At 73.6% G+C, this 15,842-nt stretch carries 15 protein-coding genes; 7 read left to right on the top strand and 8 right to left on the bottom strand.

The window, feature by feature from the left end; translation table 11 throughout:
• Positions 1-110: 110 nt before the first annotated feature.
• On the top strand, positions 111-1,634 hold the full coding sequence (locus F8271_RS23160; protein ID WP_151491930.1) for an FAD-dependent monooxygenase: 1,524 nt from the start codon (positions 111-113) through the stop codon (positions 1,632-1,634).
• Between the two features lie 21 nt (positions 1,635-1,655).
• Here F8271_RS23160 and F8271_RS23165 read toward each other — a convergent pair whose 3' ends face one another.
• The 5 genes from F8271_RS23165 to F8271_RS23185 form a co-directional block, all read right to left on the bottom strand.
• On the bottom strand, positions 1,656-2,204 hold the full coding sequence (locus F8271_RS23165; RefSeq protein ID WP_151491931.1) for an ATPase: 549 nt from the start codon (positions 2,202-2,204) through the stop codon (positions 1,656-1,658).
• Positions 2,205-2,316: 112 nt separating this feature from the next.
• On the bottom strand, positions 2,317-2,763 hold the full coding sequence (locus F8271_RS23170) for a response regulator (protein ID WP_151491932.1): 447 nt from the start codon (positions 2,761-2,763) through the stop codon (positions 2,317-2,319).
• A gap of 69 nt (positions 2,764-2,832) precedes the next feature.
• The gene (locus F8271_RS23175) at positions 2,833-3,180 is read right to left on the bottom strand and encodes an STAS domain-containing protein (RefSeq protein ID WP_151491933.1); all 348 of its coding nucleotides are present in this window, start codon (positions 3,178-3,180) and stop codon (positions 2,833-2,835) included.
• 105 nt (positions 3,181-3,285) lie between these two features.
• Positions 3,286-4,335: a B12-binding domain-containing protein gene (locus F8271_RS23180; protein ID WP_151491934.1), complete on the bottom strand. Its 1,050-nt coding sequence runs from the start codon at positions 4,333-4,335 to the stop codon at positions 3,286-3,288.
• Complete coding sequence (locus F8271_RS23185; RefSeq protein ID WP_151491935.1) at positions 4,332-6,098, bottom strand: PP2C family protein-serine/threonine phosphatase; 1,767 nt, start codon at positions 6,096-6,098, stop codon at positions 4,332-4,334. Before F8271_RS23185 ends, F8271_RS23180 begins: the two co-directional genes overlap by 4 nt.
• A 210-nt stretch (positions 6,099-6,308) precedes the next feature.
• Between F8271_RS23185 and F8271_RS23190 the strand changes: the two genes are divergently transcribed.
• Together F8271_RS23190 and F8271_RS23195 are read left to right on the top strand one after the other, a co-directional pair.
• Positions 6,309-6,737, top strand: a complete 429-nt coding sequence (locus tag F8271_RS23190; protein WP_225854709.1) for an STAS domain-containing protein — start codon at positions 6,309-6,311, stop codon at positions 6,735-6,737.
• 76 nt (positions 6,738-6,813) lie between these two features.
• A complete protein-coding gene (locus tag F8271_RS23195; RefSeq protein ID WP_151491936.1) occupies positions 6,814-7,158 on the top strand; it encodes an STAS domain-containing protein in 345 nt (114 codons plus the stop codon).
• 68 nt (positions 7,159-7,226) lie between these two features.
• On the opposite strand, the gene F8271_RS23200 is transcribed toward F8271_RS23195, so the two are convergent.
• Positions 7,227-7,541: a hypothetical protein gene (locus tag F8271_RS23200; protein ID WP_151491937.1), complete on the bottom strand. Its 315-nt coding sequence runs from the start codon at positions 7,539-7,541 to the stop codon at positions 7,227-7,229.
• Between the two features lie 202 nt (positions 7,542-7,743).
• On the opposite strand from F8271_RS23200, the gene F8271_RS23205 reads away from it, so the two are divergent.
• The 3 genes from F8271_RS23205 to F8271_RS23215 all read left to right on the top strand — a co-directional run bounded on the left by F8271_RS23205 (position 7,744) and on the right by F8271_RS23215 (position 10,722).
• Positions 7,744-8,718 (top strand): DUF2267 domain-containing protein, encoded by a 975-nt coding sequence (locus F8271_RS23205; protein WP_151491938.1) that lies wholly within the window; start codon positions 7,744-7,746, stop codon positions 8,716-8,718.
• Positions 8,719-8,797: 79 nt separating this feature from the next.
• Positions 8,798-9,583, top strand: coding sequence for a spermidine synthase (locus F8271_RS23210; protein WP_151491939.1), 786 nt, complete (start codon positions 8,798-8,800; stop codon positions 9,581-9,583).
• Between the two features lie 65 nt (positions 9,584-9,648).
• Entirely contained in the window at positions 9,649-10,722 is a 1,074-nt protein-coding gene (locus tag F8271_RS23215; protein WP_151491940.1) for an AI-2E family transporter, read from the top strand.
• Here the strand turns inward: F8271_RS23215 and F8271_RS23220 are convergent.
• The gene (locus F8271_RS23220; RefSeq protein WP_151491941.1) at positions 10,693-11,994 is read right to left on the bottom strand and encodes an NAD(P)/FAD-dependent oxidoreductase; all 1,302 of its coding nucleotides are present in this window, start codon (positions 11,992-11,994) and stop codon (positions 10,693-10,695) included. The two genes, F8271_RS23215 and F8271_RS23220, sit on opposite strands and share 30 nt — an antisense overlap.
• A 55-nt stretch (positions 11,995-12,049) precedes the next feature.
• Positions 12,050-14,203, bottom strand: a complete 2,154-nt coding sequence (locus F8271_RS23225; RefSeq protein WP_151491942.1) for a glycogen debranching N-terminal domain-containing protein — start codon at positions 14,201-14,203, stop codon at positions 12,050-12,052.
• A gap of 119 nt (positions 14,204-14,322) precedes the next feature.
• Here F8271_RS23225 and F8271_RS23230 point away from each other — a divergent pair, with 119 nt between their 5' ends.
• Positions 14,323-15,771: a M20/M25/M40 family metallo-hydrolase gene (locus tag F8271_RS23230; protein ID WP_151491943.1), complete on the top strand. Its 1,449-nt coding sequence runs from the start codon at positions 14,323-14,325 to the stop codon at positions 15,769-15,771.
• Positions 15,772-15,842 lie beyond the last annotated feature (71 nt).

Raw genomic sequence — 15,842 nt, forward strand, 5'->3', positions numbered from 1 at the left:
GCTGACGCCCCGCCTCGCACCCACCTCTGCAGCCGCGTCACACCCGCGACGGGCCGGCCACGCGCCGCGTCCGCCGTGGCGATGACGCACACCCGGAACGGATCACGATCATGATCGATGTCCTCATCGTCGGAGCCGGCCCCAACGGCCTCATGCTCGCCTGCGAACTGGCCCTCGCCGGCGTCCACCCCGTCGTCCTCGAACGCCACGCCGAGCCCACCGGCGAACCCCGCGCCAACGGCCTCGTCGGCCAGGTCGTCCGCCTGCTCGACCGGCGCGGCCTCTACGCCCCGCTCAGCGGCGAGAGCACCCCGCCGACGCCCCAACCAGCCTTCGTCTTCGGCGCGTTTCCGCTGGATCTCACGACGCTCGCGGACAACCCGCACTACGCGCTCGGCGTGCCGCAGGCCCGGCTCGAGGCCGTCCTCGCCGCCCGGGCCGGCGACCTCGGAGTCGACCTGCGCCGCGGCCACGAGGTCGTCGACCTGCGCCAACGCCCCGACGCGGTCGAGGTCCGCCTCGCCGACGGTACGCGGCTCACCTCCCGCTTCCTCGTCGGCGCCGACGGCGGCCGCAGCACGGTGCGCCGCCTCGCCGGCATCGCATTTCCCGGCACCACCGTCGACACGTCGGTCTCCCGCACCGCCACCGTGACCGTCCCCGCGTCGTCCCTCGACCCCGCCACCGGCGGCCTGCGCGTTCCCGGCTACGGCGTCGTCCCACCGTTCCAGCACACCCGCACCCCCCGCGGCCTGATCGCCTGGGCGCCGTTCCCCGGCCGGCCGGCGATCCTGAGCACGACGGAGTGGCCCGACACGCCACCGAGCGACGAGACCCCGATGAGCCTGGCGGAGCTACGCGCCAGCGTCGCCCGGGTGCTCGGCGCCGACGTCCCCTTCGGCCCGCCCGACGGCCCCGGCCTGCTGCGCCGGCTGACCGGCGGCAACACCCGCGTCGCCGACCGCTACCGCGCCGACCGGGTGCTGCTGGTCGGCGACGCCGCGCACGTGCACCCCGCGATGGGTGGCCCCGGCCTCAACCTCGGCCTGCAGGACGCCGTCAACCTGGGCTGGAAGCTCGCCGCCACGGTGCGCGGCTGGGCACCGCAGGGGCTGCTCGACACGTACGAGACCGAGCGCCGCCCCGTCGCCGAACGGGTCGTCATGTCCACCCGGGCCCAGTCGGCGCTCATCGCCCCCGGCGACGACATCACCGGCCTGCGGGAACTCTTCGCCGAACTGCTGCGCAAGCCGGAGGTGACCGGGCACATCGCGGCGCTGATGTCCGGCGCGGACGTCCGCTATCCCGCCGACCCCGCCGACCCGCTGGCCGGCCGCAACGCCCCCGACGTCATCGTGCACGGCGACCACGGCGCGCTCCGCCTCGCCGAGCTGACCCGCACCGCCCGGCCGCTGCTGCTGGACTCCACGGGCGCCTTCGCCGAGGTCGCCGCGCCCTGGCGAGACCGGGTCGACGTGATCACCGGCCCGCTGCGGGGCACCACCGCGACCGCGTTGCTCGTCCGCCCCGACTGCTTCGTCGCCTGGTCCGCCGGGGACGCCGACACCCTGCGCGCCGCACTCATCCACCACTTCGGTCCCGCCCGATCACTGTCCGCCAGCGCGTCGGCGTGAAGCCGGCAGGGCCGCGGACACCTACCGGGTGTCGGTCGCGGCCCGCCCACTCGGCGACTCGGCGGCCCGGCCGCCGGCGGCCACCCGGATCGCCGGCACGCCGGCAGCCGCCGTCACGGTGTCGGCGGGCACCGGCTCGGCGGCCCCCTCGCTGTCGACGGTCACCCCGCTGAGGATCTCGTCCGCCCGGGCCGCACGCCGCCGACGGGCGTGCAGTGCCGCCTCGAACTCGCGGCGGGCCTGCACGGCCTCGGCGTACGCCCGCTCACGCACCAGCCGCGCCTCCGCGCGGGCGTCGTCCAACTCGACGCGGGCCTGCGCCAGGATCTCCGCCGCCTCCCGGCGCACCGTGTCACCGGCGTACCGGGTCACCGCGGCGTCGCCCAGATCGAGCCGCTGGAGCAGCCCGCTGAGCCAGGCCGCCTCCTCGCGGATCTCGTCCCACTCCCGGGTGGCCCCGGCCACGCTCTGCGCCCGCGCGGCGAGCCGGGCCAACCGGACTCCCAGCTCATCCAGGCAAAAATCGACCTGCCGCTGGTCGTAACCGGTCTCAACGACGGAGAACCTCATACTGTCGCCCCCCAGGCAGCTGCTGTTACTTCCCCACCTGGATCCTCGACGGCGGCGGCAGTGGTCGAGGGGGTTCGGGAAAAATGTTCAGCATCCGAGGGGCGCGCCTGGGTCAGGGGCGCTTGGGCAGGACGACCACCCGTCCGAAGAACTCGTCGATGCGGCGCACCACGTCGTTGAAGTCGTCCAGGTCGATCGGCTTCGTGACGTACGCGTTGGCCTGCAACGTGTAACTGCCGACGATGTCGGTGTCCGCGTTGGACGTGGTCAGCACCACGATCGGGATGGTACGCAGGCCCTCGTCCTGCTTCACCGCGCCGAGCACCTGCCGCCCGTCCATCCGGGGCATGTTCAGGTCCAGCAGGATGACATCGGGGCGTCGTGCCTGCTCGTGGCGGCCCTCGGCGCGGAGGAACTCCATCGCCTCCTCGCCGTCGCTGACCACGTCGATGATCTTGTCGACGTCGGAGTCCGCCAACGCTTCCTCGATCATCAGCACGTCGCCCGGGTCGTCGTCGACCACCAGGATGCGTACCGGCTGCGGGCTGTCTACGCCCATCACTACCTGCCTCGAAGTCAGCGGAGGCGGGACCTGACGGTCACCGCGCTGGCGGGGAAATCTAGCCCATCAGGGGGCGCTGTGGGACGCCGGGTCGACAGTGTCCGGTTCGTAGCGCAACACCTCGGCCAGGCCGGTGACCCGCAACACCCGCTCGACCCGGCCGTTGGCACCGACCACCCGCAGCCAGCCGCCGTCGGCCGCGGCCCGGTTGTCCCCCCGCACGAACACGGCCATCCCGGTGGAGTCGCAGAACGTGAGGTCGGTGAGATCGAGCAGCACCCGGCGCTCGCCGGCCTCGGTGAGCCGGTCGATCGCGGCGGTCAGCTCAGGGGCCGTGCTCAGGTCCAGTTCACCGGCGAGCCGAAGGCAGGCGCCACCACCGTCACGCCCGGCGTACCTGACGCTGAACGTCACCGTTCTCCCCCTCGCTCCACCGCTGGGTGGGACGTTTGCAGTGCGGCAAGTATACGCAGGGGCACCCCGCCGACCGCACGGCACGGTGATCCACCGGGGGTGCCGTCAGCGGGCGGCGCGGGAGCCGGCGGCGGACGTCTCGGCCCGGCCGAGCGCCAGCGCGTACGCCGCGCGGGGAAAGTCCCGCAGCACGCCCGCGTAGTGCTCCAGGGTCAGGTCCGCCGCGGCCGCTGGCACCCCTCGACTCGACAGGATCCCCACCAGCCACTCGACGAACTCGGCGAACAGCGACGGGTCGTCGACGTAGAGCGCGGCGGCCAGGAAGTCCACGATGTGGCCCAGGTCGCTCACCGTCGCGTCGAGCTGGGCGACCGTGTAGTCGCGGGCGGCCGGCACCCGCTCCCGCAGGTCGGCCAGCGCGCTGTCGATCAGCTCGCCCCGGCGCCGGATGAGGCTCGCGTACTCGTCGTCGGCCAGGTGCGACAGCTGCGCCGGCGCAACCCGACGCAGCGCCCGCTCGTCGGCGACCAGCTCGGCCGCCGCCGGTGCGCTCGGCGCCCACGCCGCGCCGAGCTTCGCGGCCCACCGCCCGTCCGTGCCGAACCCGCGCCCGCCCACGACCACCGGGACGTCCGAGCGGCGGCACGCCTCGATCATCCGGTGCGCGTGCGGCAGCCGCATCGGCAGCGCGCACGCCAGCGCCACCGCGTGCGCGTCGTGCCGGTGCAGGTACGACACCAGGTGCGCCGCCGGCACGCTGGCGCCCAGAAAGGTCACCTGCCAGCCACGCAGCCGCAGCACCTCGGCGACCAGCCGGGGAGGCAACGCGTGCCACTCCCCGTCCATGCAGGCCACCACGACGCGCCCACCGGTCGGGCGGGTGTTGGCGTGCGCGGCCACCGCCGCCACCACCCGCTCGCTGATGTGCGTGGCGGCGTGCTCCTGCGCCACGCTCCACTCGTTGCGCGCCCAGCGCTCGCCCACCTCGGCCTGCGCCGGCGCGACCAGGTCGAGCAGCACCCGTTCGGCGGGCACGCCCGCGTCGAGCAGGGCGAGCGCCACGTCGATCGCGGCGTACTCGTCGGCGTCGGTGAGACAGTCCAGGTAGCCGCGGTACGCGTCGGTCGGGTCGGCGGCGGCCGTCGGAGCGCTCACGCGTCGGTCTCCCTCTGCTGCTCGGCGCCGACCGGCTCGGGCACCGAGTGCAGGTGCCGAGGGGCGCGACCGCTCGGGCCGACCGCGCGCAACGCCAGCACCGCGATGTCGTCGTGGTCGCCGTGCCCCAGCCAGTCGCAGGTGACCTGCTCGACCCGCTCGGCCAGGGCCGGCGCCGGCATCCGCTGACAACCGGTCACCGCGGTGACCAGCCGCTCCGGGCCGAACTGCTCGTCGCCCCGGCGCCCGCCCCGGGCCTCGGTCACCCCGTCGCTGTAGAGCAGGCACGTCTCGCCCGGTGCCAGCCGGACGGTCACCTCGCCGACGCGCGGATCGGGCACCACGCCGATCAGCATGCCGCGCAGCGACACCGACTCGACCTCGCCGGACGCGCGCAGCACCAGCGGGGGCAGGTGCCCCCCGCCGGCCATGGTGAGGGTGAGACCACCGTCGCGGTGCGGACGGGCCACGCCGAGCACCATGGTCGCGAAGCGGCCCTGACCGTGCGCCTGGGTCGTCTCCAGCAGGGCGTCGTTGAGCAGCCGCAGCAGACGCCCCGGATGCGACTCCAACCGGTGCAGCGCCTGGAGGCACTGCCGCAACTGACCGGTGAAGACCGCCGCCTCGACACCCTTGCCCGACACGTCGCCGAGGAAGAACACCGAACCGCCGTCGGCGAGCCGGTGCGAGCCGTAGAAGTCGCCGCCGATCCGCAGCCCCGCCTGCGCCGGCCGGTACGCGGTGCCCCACTCCACGCCGGCGGCCTCGACCGGCTCCACCGGCAGCAGGCTGGCCTGCAGGGTGTCGGCCACCTCCGCCTGGTCGCGATAGAGCAGGGCGGTGGTCAGCGCGGCGCCGGCCCGGGCCGCGAAGGCGCGGATCAGCTGCACGTCGTCCTCGTCGTACCAGCGGGTGTTGCGGCGGGCGACGAGCAGCACCCCGACCGGGGCGTCGCGGCCCGGCAGCGGGACCACCCGGGCGGCACTCTCGGCGCCGCTGAGGCCGGGCAGCCAGCCGGCGTCGACCGCCTGCTCCACCAGCCAGTCCACCGCGTGCGGCTCCACCCCGGTCAGCCCGTCGGCGATGGCCGCCGGCAGGTCGACGCCGGGCAGCACCCCGCTGTCCACCAGCGGCGTCTCGTCGTCGCAGCGGGAGGCACGCCACCAGCGGGCCCGGCCGGCCCGCGGTGCGAGCACCAGCACGGCCACCTCCGCCAGGGACGGAACGGCGAGGCGGACGACCGCGGCGGCGGCCCGGTCGGGATGCAGGGGGTTACCCAGCTTGTCGCCGACGACGGCCAGGAAGGCCGAACGTGCCCGCTCGGCCAGCAGCGCGTCGGCGCGGCTGGCGCTCTCGGTGACGTCCTCGACGTACCAGCAGCACCGGGCGCCGGAGAGGGGCACCTGGCGAGCGGTGAGCTGACGCCCGCGATGGGTGAAGGTCACCGGGCTCCCGTCGCCCAGAGCGGGCACGCCGGCGGCGGTGAGCAGCTCGCCGGGGACCACCTCGGGCAGCAGTCGCTCGGCCACCGGGCTGACGTGGCGCACGACGCCGGCGGCGTCACAGACCACCAGGCCCTCGCGGAAGTGCTCGACGACCTCGGACCAGTCGGGCTCGGCGCCACCCCGGTCGGGCGCCAGCGGCGGCAGGGCGGCGGCGGGCCGGAGCGAAGCGTCGGCGGACCGCGCCAACGCCCGCGTGGTACTCGGCGTGGAGATCCGTCCGTCGCCCGGGTCGAAGCCCCTGACGTCGGATGCAGTCACCAGCTGAGCCTCACTCCTTCGTCGTCCACCGAATCCGCACGGGAACCGGCGTCTGGGGTCAAATCTCTCCGGCCCACCCTACGCCGGTACGCCGAAACCGGCACCTCGCGGCAGCTCGCGGGCCCTCGTCGCGTACCCGGCAGGCCCGGTCGCGGGTTGTTACGATCCCCCTCGAACCGGCCGGAGCGGCAGCGGTGGAAAGGCGTGATCGTGAAATCCCCAGTGCGGCGACCCAGGACCAACCCACTGACCACGACCGTCGATCTGTCCGACCCGAACGCGCCCCTGATCCGGGTCGGCGGCGAACTGGCGTACGCGACGTCCGCGCCGCTGCGTGTCGAGGTCGACCGGCTGCTCGCCGACGCGCCACCGACCGTTGTTCTGGACTTCGCCGACCTGCACTTCATCGACAGCACCGGCCTCGCCGTGATCGTGTACGCGTGGCGCGAGGGCCGGCAGGTCGGCACCGCGATCCGACTGCGGGCGGTGCCCCGGTTCCTGGCGTCCATCCTCGACATCACCGGGGTGGCCGGGCTGCTCGCCCGGCCACTGCCGCAGGCGCGGCCCACGCAGGCACTGCCCACGCAGGCACTGCCGCAGGCGCGGCCGGGTGACCAGCGGCCGGCGGCGAGCGCCTGAGCGTCGCCGGCACGACGCGGGTCACGTGTCGGCGCCCCGGCTTTGCGTTCGGGCCGAGGACTGGGAACATGGTGGGGTGCCCGACCAGCTGCTGACCATCGAGGTGACCCGGCTCGACGCCGGGCACGTCCAGCTGCGGTTGACCGGCGAGCTCGACTACGACACCGCACCCGAGCTGATCGAGGCGGCGGCGGAGCTACGCGAAGCGGGCCGCCAGCAGGTGCTCATCGACCTGACCGGAGTGACTCTCTGTGACTCCTCCGGGCTCAGCGCGCTGCTGGTGGTGCACCGTGGCGCCGAGTCGATCCGGTTGACCGGGGTCAGCCCGCAGCTGCGGCAGATGCTCGACCGCACCGGCCTGAGCGAGCTGCTGGCCGTGGAGCACACCGCGACCGGCGACGACCTGCGCGCCATCGGCTGATCGGCGCCACCCCGCCAGCCGGGGTGGCCCCCGACCCTGGGACCTGGGGTCGGGGGCCGGAGAAATGTCTAGGGCGCCGTCATCGGCTGGAGCCGGGGGCCGTCGTCGCGCAGCTCGCCGATCGGCGACGCGTCGGCGTCCTCGGGAGCGCCGGAATCGGGCGTCTGGTACAGGTAGCGGACGAACTCCCCACCCGCCTCGTTGTCGTCCGCGCCGGGCCATTGGCCGATGCAGTCCATGCCGACCACCTCGCGGCCGGTCCCGTCGGCCTCCTCCAGCAGCGCCCACAGGCTCACCGGGTAGCACCGGGTGGCATCGGGCGTGAGCTGCCAGCGGGCGTACCAGCCGGGTCGGGCGGGGACGATCTCGACGATCCGCTTCATGACGACCTTCCTTCCGCGTACCTCGGAAGAACTCCGGTCCTGCACCCGATCGTGCGGGCCGTGCGGGTGAGCGCCCATCACCCATGGCGGATGAAGCCCGCCGAGGCCCGGCCGGCCCACCCGGCAGCGTCCGTTTCGGCTCCCTGTAGGGCGGGAAGGCGACGGACACAGCCACGATCCCCAGCGGAAGGGGTGCGTCACCATGCGCAAGCAGATGGAGGGCGACAACCAGCGGCGCCGGGCACTGGCCCGGCAGGCCCGCGAGCAGGGTCGCCAGCCCAGCGAGTTCGGCGCCAGTCTGAGCGCCTCCAAGCAGATCACCAGTCTCGACCAGAGCAAGCGGGCCGGCCCGGCAGCGGCCGGCCAGCACAAGCAGGACTCCACGCGCGGTGGGCCCGCCCCGCCCGCGGTCGGCACCGCGGACAATCCTCGACCGCAACCGTCCCCGCCGGCCGGTGCCGCCGGAGTGAACAGCGTGGGCTACCAGGATCTCGTCGGTGAGGTGGGGCGCCGGGCCGGCGTGGACTTCCAGTCGGCCAAGGTCGGCACGGAGGCGACCGTGCTGGTCCTGGCCTTCGCCCTGGAGGCCGCCGAGCGGCAACGTCTGCTCGACGCGGTGCCGAACTCGCTGCACGACGTGCTGCCGGTCGACGGTATCGAACGGCACCATGACCTGCCCGGCTTCCTGGCCGAGGTGGGCCGGATCAGCGGCCGCACCCCGGAGCAGGCCCGCTACCAGGCCGAGGCGACGCTCGCGGCGCTCGCCGACCAGGACGGCGACCTCGTCGAGTCCCTGCACGTACCGGACGGGCTGCGCGAGTTGCTGAACCCGCCGGAGGCCGGCGGTGGCATCGTGGGCGCCTCCACCGCCACACCCACGCTGGACCAGGCCCAGCTCGATGCGGCGCTGGACGACCTGCCGTACTGGGCCGGTGACAGTGACGGCCTGTACCGCGTGGTCGCGCTGCCGCCGGACAACCTGGACCGGGTGCTCGACCGCCTCGACCGGCTGCGCCAGGAGACCGGACGCGGTCCGAGCATCGGCCGTCCCGGCGGCACGGCCGCCGTGCTGACCGTGCGGACCAACCAGGCCGACGGGGTGACCGCGCTCGACGTGGACCTCGCCCACCGGATCGACGACGCGATCGACGAGATGGGTGCGGGGATGGCCGGCTGACCGGCCACCGCGGCGTATGGCGGCCGGCGGACGCGGGGTACGCCCCGCTCCGCCGGCCGGCTCGGCTAGCGTGCCGGTCATGAACCGCGCCGCCGACCGGCTTGAGCTGGTCACCGATCCGGTCCGCCGGACCGGGCGGACCCTGCTCTCTGCCGGCGTCGAGCAGTCGTACGTGGATGTCGAGGATCCTCGGCACCTGCATTTCGAGTACGTCCGACGGATCGCCGCGGCGGCGGAGCTGACGGCCCCGGCGGGCGTCCCACTGGACGTCCTGCACCTGGGCGGGGGCGCGTTGACGCTGCCGCGCTGGCTGGCGGTCACCCGTCCCGGCTCCGCGCAGCGGGTCGTCGAACGCGACGCGGCGGTGGTTGAGCTGGTCGCCCGGGAGCTGCCACCGCTGCCGCCCGAGGTGCGGGTGGAGGTGGCCGACGCCCGGGAGGCGGTCACCGCCACCGCGGCGGGCAGCTACGACCTGGTGATCGCCGACATCTACCGGGCGGCCCGGATGCCCCGGCACGTGCGTACCGTGGAATTCGCCGCCGAGGTGGCGCGGACCCTACGCCCGGACGGGTTGTACCTGGTCAACGTCACGGATCTGCCGCCACTGGTCGGCACCCGTGTGCAGGTGGCCACCCTGCGGGCCGTCTTCGGGGACGTGTGCGTGCTCGGGGACCGGCGGATGCTGCGCGGCCGCCGCTACGGCAACCTGGTGCTCGCCGCGACGCCCCGGCCCGGTGGGCTGCCGGTCGGCCGGCTGGCGGTGGCCGCCCTGCGTGACCCGGTGCCCGGGGGTCTGCTGCACGCCGCCGCGCTCGACACGTTCGTCGCGGGCGCCCGACCCTCCACCGACGACGACCCGCACTGACGGGACCGACCGCAATCACCGGTGATGCCGGGTTTCCGACGGTGTGCGCGGGGAAGGCCCGGCGGGTGAGCGACGCCGACACCCGGACGACCGCCCGCCGAACCCTGATCGTGATCGGTCTGGTGCTGGCGACGGCGTTCGCGCTGGCCTTCGTGTACGCGACCCGCCGGGTGCTGGTGTGGGTCGTGGTGGCCGCCTTCTTCGCCATCGCGCTCAAGCCCCTCGTCGACCGGCTGCAACGCCGGCTCGTACGGCGGCGGGCACTCGCCACGCTGCTGGTGTTCCTCGCCGCGCTCGTCGTGCTGGCGGCCCTGGCCGCCGTCATCCTGGCGCCGCTGGTCAACGAGGTGGGCCGGTTCGCCGACCGGGCTCCGGAGCTGCTGCACGACGCCCGTGCCGGTCGTGGTCCGCTGGGGCAGGTGCTGGAGCGCACCGGCGTCCGCCGCTACGTCAGCGAGCACTCCGACCAGGTGCGCGACCTCGGCTCCCGACTGCGCCAACCCGTGGTCGGGGTGCTGCGTGGCGTGGTGGAGACGGTCGCCGGGCTGGTCACGGTCGTCGTGCTGGCGTACCTCATGGTGCTGGAGTCGCCGCGGATCACCGGCGGCCTGCTCGCGGCGGCCGGGGACGGTCAGGGTGAGCGGTTGCGCCGGGTGGGGCGGGAGGTGTCGCGGGCCGTCACCGGCTACCTCACCGGCAATCTGCTGATCAGCGTGATCTGCGGCGGGTTGACCTTTCTGGTGCTGACCGTCACCGGCGTGCCGTTCGCCGCCGTGATCGCCCTGCTGGTGGCGGTGGCCGACCTGATACCGCTGGTCGGCGCCACCCTCGGCGCGGTGATCGCGGCCGGTGCCGGCTTCCTGCACTCCCCCACCGCCGGCGTGGTGGTGCTGGTCTTCTTCGTGATCTACCAGCAGCTGGAGAACCACCTGCTCCAGCCCCTCATCCTGTCCCGCGCCGTCCGGCTCAACCCGCTGACCGTGCTGGTCAGCGTGCTGCTCGCGGCGGAGCTGGCCGGGCTGCTCGGCGCGTTGCTGGCCATCCCCGCCGCCGGCATCGTGCAGACCCTGTTGCGCGAGTACGGGCCGAGCCGCCTACGTCCGGGCCGCTCAGCGGCCGCGGGCCGCGACCTCGGGTGAGGTGCTCTCCAGCGGTACGGCGTCCGCCGGCACCAGCCCGAGCTGGACCGCCGAGCGGGTCAGCGCGGCGTCCAACACCCAGTCGGCCCCGACGCGGGTGCGGTTCCCCGGCATCGCCATCAGGTGGTACGCCCGGGTGACCGCCTTCGCGGGCAGCCCGGCCAAGTTGACGTGCAGCGGGTTCGCGGCCGCGTCCTTACCGCCCAGGTCGACCACCCAACCCAGGTCATGATGCTTGTACGGCTTGCGCCGGCCGAAACCGTACGACGCGGCGATGTTGTGCGCGGCGAGCTTGCCCTGCCGCTGCGCGTGCTGGGCCGTCATCCCGCAGATCTGTCCCGGGTTGACCAGGTCCGGCACGGCGGCGGCGTCACCGCAGGCGAACACCTCCGGGTAGCCGGGGACGTTGAGGTACTCGTCGGTCACCAGCCGGCCCCGCTCGGTGCGCAGCCCCAACTCGTTGACGAACGGGTCGGGGCGCACGCCCACACACCACACCAGGGTGCAGGTCGGCACGTACTCGCCGTCGGTGAGCTTCACGCCGTCACAGGTCGCCTCGGCCACCGAGGTGCCCATCCGGACGTCCACCCCGCGCCGGTTGAGGACCTTGTGCGAGGTGTCCGACATCCGCTTGTCCAGCTCCGGCAGCACCCGGGGCGCCACGTCGAGCAGCATCCAGCGGGGCCGGACGGTCAGCCGGGGCCGCTGGGCGTGCAACGCGTCGGTGAACAGCTGCCCGTGCGCGGCGACCTCGGTGCCGGTGTAGCCCGCGCCGACCACCACGAACGTCGACCGGGCCTCCTGCTCGGCCGGGTCCTCGGCCTGCTCGGCCAGCTCGATCTGCCGCACGATGTGGTCGTGCAGGTAGACGGCCTCGGGCAGCCCGCGGAAGCCGTGCGCGTACTCGGTCACCCCGGGGATCGGCAGCAGCTTGTTGACGCTGCCCACGGCGAGCACCAGCCGGTCGTACGCCAGCCGGTTCTTCTCCCCCTCCGGCTGGGTGAAGCCGACCCAGCGGTTCTGCAGGTCCACGTGGTCCGCCTCGCCGATCACCACCCGTACGCCCTTGAGCGTCCCGGTCAGCGGCACGGCGATCCGTCTGGGCTCGACCACCCCGGCGGCCACCTCGGGCAGCAGCGGCAGGTACAGGAAGTAGTCGGTGGAGTTCAGCACCACGATCTCGGCCCGGTCCCGGGCGATCCGGCTCAACGTCTTCGCCGCGTGGTAACCGGCGAACCCGGCCCCCACGATCACCACACGAGGTTTCGTCATTGCGGGCCGTTTCCCGTCGCAGCCCCGGACAAACGTCGGTAGCGCCTGTGTGCGGTCAGCTCCGCTCAAGCCAGACGCGACCGCTGGAGCCCGTCGCCTCCACACCCCACTCCTCACCGAAGGCCCGCACCCGGTTGGCCGAGATCTGGCCGACCTCCGGTGGGATCGCCGGGTCGAGCACGAGCCGACCGTCGACCGGGTTGAGCCCCAGCATCGCGCGGACCAGCGCCAGCGGCGTGCCGGCCGCCCACGCCTGCGGGCTGCACGCGGTGGGATACGGGATGGCGAACAGCAGCCGTTGCCGGTCGGCCCCGCTGAGCGCCTCGGGCAGCCGGTGGCCGAACTGCTCGGCCGCGTCGATCATCGCCAGGCTGATCCGGTTCGCCTCCGCCCGATAGCCGTAGCGGGCCAGGCCGAGCGCGATCAGCGAGTTGTCGTGCGGCCAGACCGTGCCTAGATGGTAGCCGAGGGGCCGGTAGAGGCGTTCCTCGGCGGACAACGTCCGGATGCCCCAGCCGGAGAACATGTCCGGTGACATCAGCTGGCGCACCACCGCGTCCGCCCGCCCCGGCGGCACGATGCCGCTCCACAGCAGGTGACCCATGCTGGACGTCTTGCAGTCGACCACGTTCTTGTCGCCGTCGAGGGCCACCGCGTAGTAGCCGCCCCGCTCGTCGACCCAGAAGTCCCGGTTGAACCGCTTGTACAGGGTGCCGGCCTCGTCGCGCAGCCGTGCCGCCAGGGTGGGGTCGCCCAGCGGGCCGTCGAACAGCTCGGCCAGCCGCACCTTCGCGTCGAAGGTGTAGCCCTGGATGTCGGCGGTGGCCAGCGGCAGCACCGGGATACGCCCGTCGGCGAAGCAGACGCCGTCCGGCGAGTCCCGCCAGCACTGGTTGCCCAGCCCTTCCGGGGACCGGGTGGCGTACTCCACGAAGCCGTCGCCGTCGCGGTCGCCGTACTCGTCGATCCACCGCAGCGCGGCCACCGCGTTGTCGCGCAGGTGCCGGACGGTCTCGTCGTCGCCGGTCCAGCGCCAGTACTCCGAGAGCAGGATCAGCCAGAGCTGGGTGGCGTCGGCGGTGCCGTAGTAGGGGCCGTACGGCTTCTGGCCGGTGCGGGTCAGCTCGCCGCTGCGGACCTCGTGCAGGATCTTGCCGGGCTCCTCGTCGGTGAAGTCGTCACAGGCGTCGCCCTGCAGTCGGGCGAGCGCGAGCAACGCCCCCTTCGCCAGCGCCGGCCCAGCTACCAACGTCTGGTACGCGGTGATCAGCGTGTCCCGCCCAAAGACGCTGAGGAACCAGGGCAGTCCCGCGCCGGGCAGCAGGATCCGCTGACCTTTGACCTCCAGGTCGAGCCGCAGTGCCGCCAGGTCGTTGCGGGACTGGCGGACGGTGCACTCCAGCGCCTGGCTGTCGCTGCGCAGCACGGCCCGGTCCTCGGTCCACCGGCGCAGCGGGTCTTCGGCCCGGCCTTGAATGACGTCGATGATGTCGCCCCGCACCGGCTCGACCACGCCCAGGCCCGGCGCCAGCGGCACGTGCAGGTCTACCAGCCAGCTCTCGCGCGGACGCAGGTGCAGGTCCCAGACCAGATCGTCCCCCTCGATCCGGTCCGCCGGGGTCGCGCAGCGCACCCGGGTCTCGGCGGTGAAGTCTCCGTTGCGGTAGGAGAAGCACAGCTCGGAGCCGTCGGCGGCGTGGCCGCGGACGATCTGCGCGGAGCGGTCCCGGACCACCGACTTGACCTCGAACAGGTCGGCGAAGTCCACGTCGACGGCGAGGCGCAGCTCCGCCTGCACCGGCTCGGGCTGGTACGACACCAGCTCCAGCCGCTCGTGGAAGCCGTCGCCGACGTAGCGCAACCGCCGGACGGCGAGACCGTTCGGCGGCAGCCCGGGCAGCTCCGGGTTGGTGAGCACGTACTGCGCGGAGTAGTGCTCGATGGTCTCGGCCCGCAACACCAGCAGCTCACCGCCGTTGACGGTCAGCGTCCAGCCGCTGATCAGGCGGGTGTCCAGGTGGACCAGCCCGCCGATGCTGCCGGGCGGCACGTCGCCACGCGCGTTCGAGTACAGGAACGTGGGGCCGCTGAGAACGGCGAGCGAGTCGGGGCCCAGCTCGGGCGGCATCGCCCGCTGGTCGCCGCTCGCCCCCGTCACGGGAGGCATGCCGACGGTCGGGTCGGCGGGGGTCGCGCGCACGACAGCCATGACACCCACCGTAGGAACGGTCGCCACGCGGTGTCATCACCCGGTCCGGGTGAAAGCTCCGCAGCCATCCACGCTCAACGATATAGACAGGCGCCATCATCGATGGGCAGGATGCCGGAATGGGATCAGACGACACCGGCGCACGACCCACGAGGTCCACCCGCCGCACCTTCCTGTCCACCTCGGCCGCCGCCACCGTGGCGACCGCCGCCACCGTCGCGGTGCCCGCGCTGGCCCGACCCGCCGCCGCGACCGCCCTTCCGGCCGGCCCCGGGCGCCCGGCCCGCGTCCAGCGGCCCGACCGCGAGCTGCGCGACCTGCTGCGCCAGGTCGACCCGCGCCGGATCGAGGCGATCGTGCGCCGGCTGGCCGCGTTCGGCACCCGGCACACGCTGTCCAGCCAGGACGACCCGCAGCGGGGGATCGGCGCCGCCCGGGACTGGATCTACGCCCGCCTGCAGGAGTACGCGGCCACCTCGGGCGGCCGGATGACCGTCGAACTCCAGTCGTACGTCCAGCAGCCCGCGTCGCGGATTCCCACCCCCACCCGGATCACCAACGTGGTGGCGACCCTGCGCGGCCAGAGCACGCCGAACCGCACCTACGTGGTGACGGGCCACTACGACTCCCGGGTCACCGACGTGATGGACGCGGTCAGCGACGCGCCCGGTGCCGACGACGACGCCTCCGGCGTGGCCGTGGTGCTGGAGCTGGCCCGACTGATGGCCACCCGGCCCACCGCCGCCACCATCGTGTTCGCCGCGGTGGCCGCCGAGGAGCAGGGCCTGTACGGCTCGGCGTACCTGGCCGCGCAGCTCAAATCGGCCGGCGCCGACGTGCAGGGCATGTTCAGTGACGACATCGTGGGCAGCAGCACCGCCGACGACGGCACCCGCGATCCGTACGCCGTGCGGCTGTTCGCCGAGGGCGTGCCGACCGCGGAGACGCCGGCGGAGGCCACCACCCGCCAGTCCGTCGGGGGCGAGAACGACTCACCGTCGCGGCAGCTCGCCCGGTTCGTGCGCGACGTGGCGGAGAACGACGCCACCGGCATGCTGGTACGCGTGATCTACCGGCGGGACCGCTACCTGCGCGGCAGCGACCACATCTCGTTCCTGCGCGAGGGCTGGCCGGCGGCGCGGTTCACCGAGCCGAACGAGGACTTCGCCCACCAGCACCAGGACGTCCGGGTGCAGGACGGGCAGCAGTTCGGTGACCTGCCGGAGTTCTGCGACTTCGCGTACATCGCGCGGGTGGCGAGGGTCAACGGCGCGGCGCTGTGGTCGCTGGCCCAGGCGCCCGGCACGCCCAAGGGCGCCGTCATCGTGACCACCGACCTGACCAACAACACGACGCTACGCTGGCAGCGTGGCGACGAGCCGGGGCTGGCCGGTTACGAGGTGGTGTGGCGCGAGACCACGGCCGCCGAGTGGCAGCGGGTGATCGCGGTCGGCGACGTGACCGAGGTGAGCATCGACCTGTCCAAGGACAACGTCTTCTTCGGCATCCGGGCGGTCGACCGCGCCGGCCGTCGCAGCCCGGTGGCCTTCCCCCGCCCCGGCGCCTGAGGTCCCCTTGTGATCAAGAGGTTTGCGTCACGACACGCCGTAGCCGATGACGCAAACCTCTTGATCACGCG

The organism is Micromonospora sp. ALFpr18c, from assembly GCF_008868155.1.
Taxonomy (GTDB): Bacteria; Actinomycetota; Actinomycetes; order Mycobacteriales; family Micromonosporaceae; genus Micromonospora.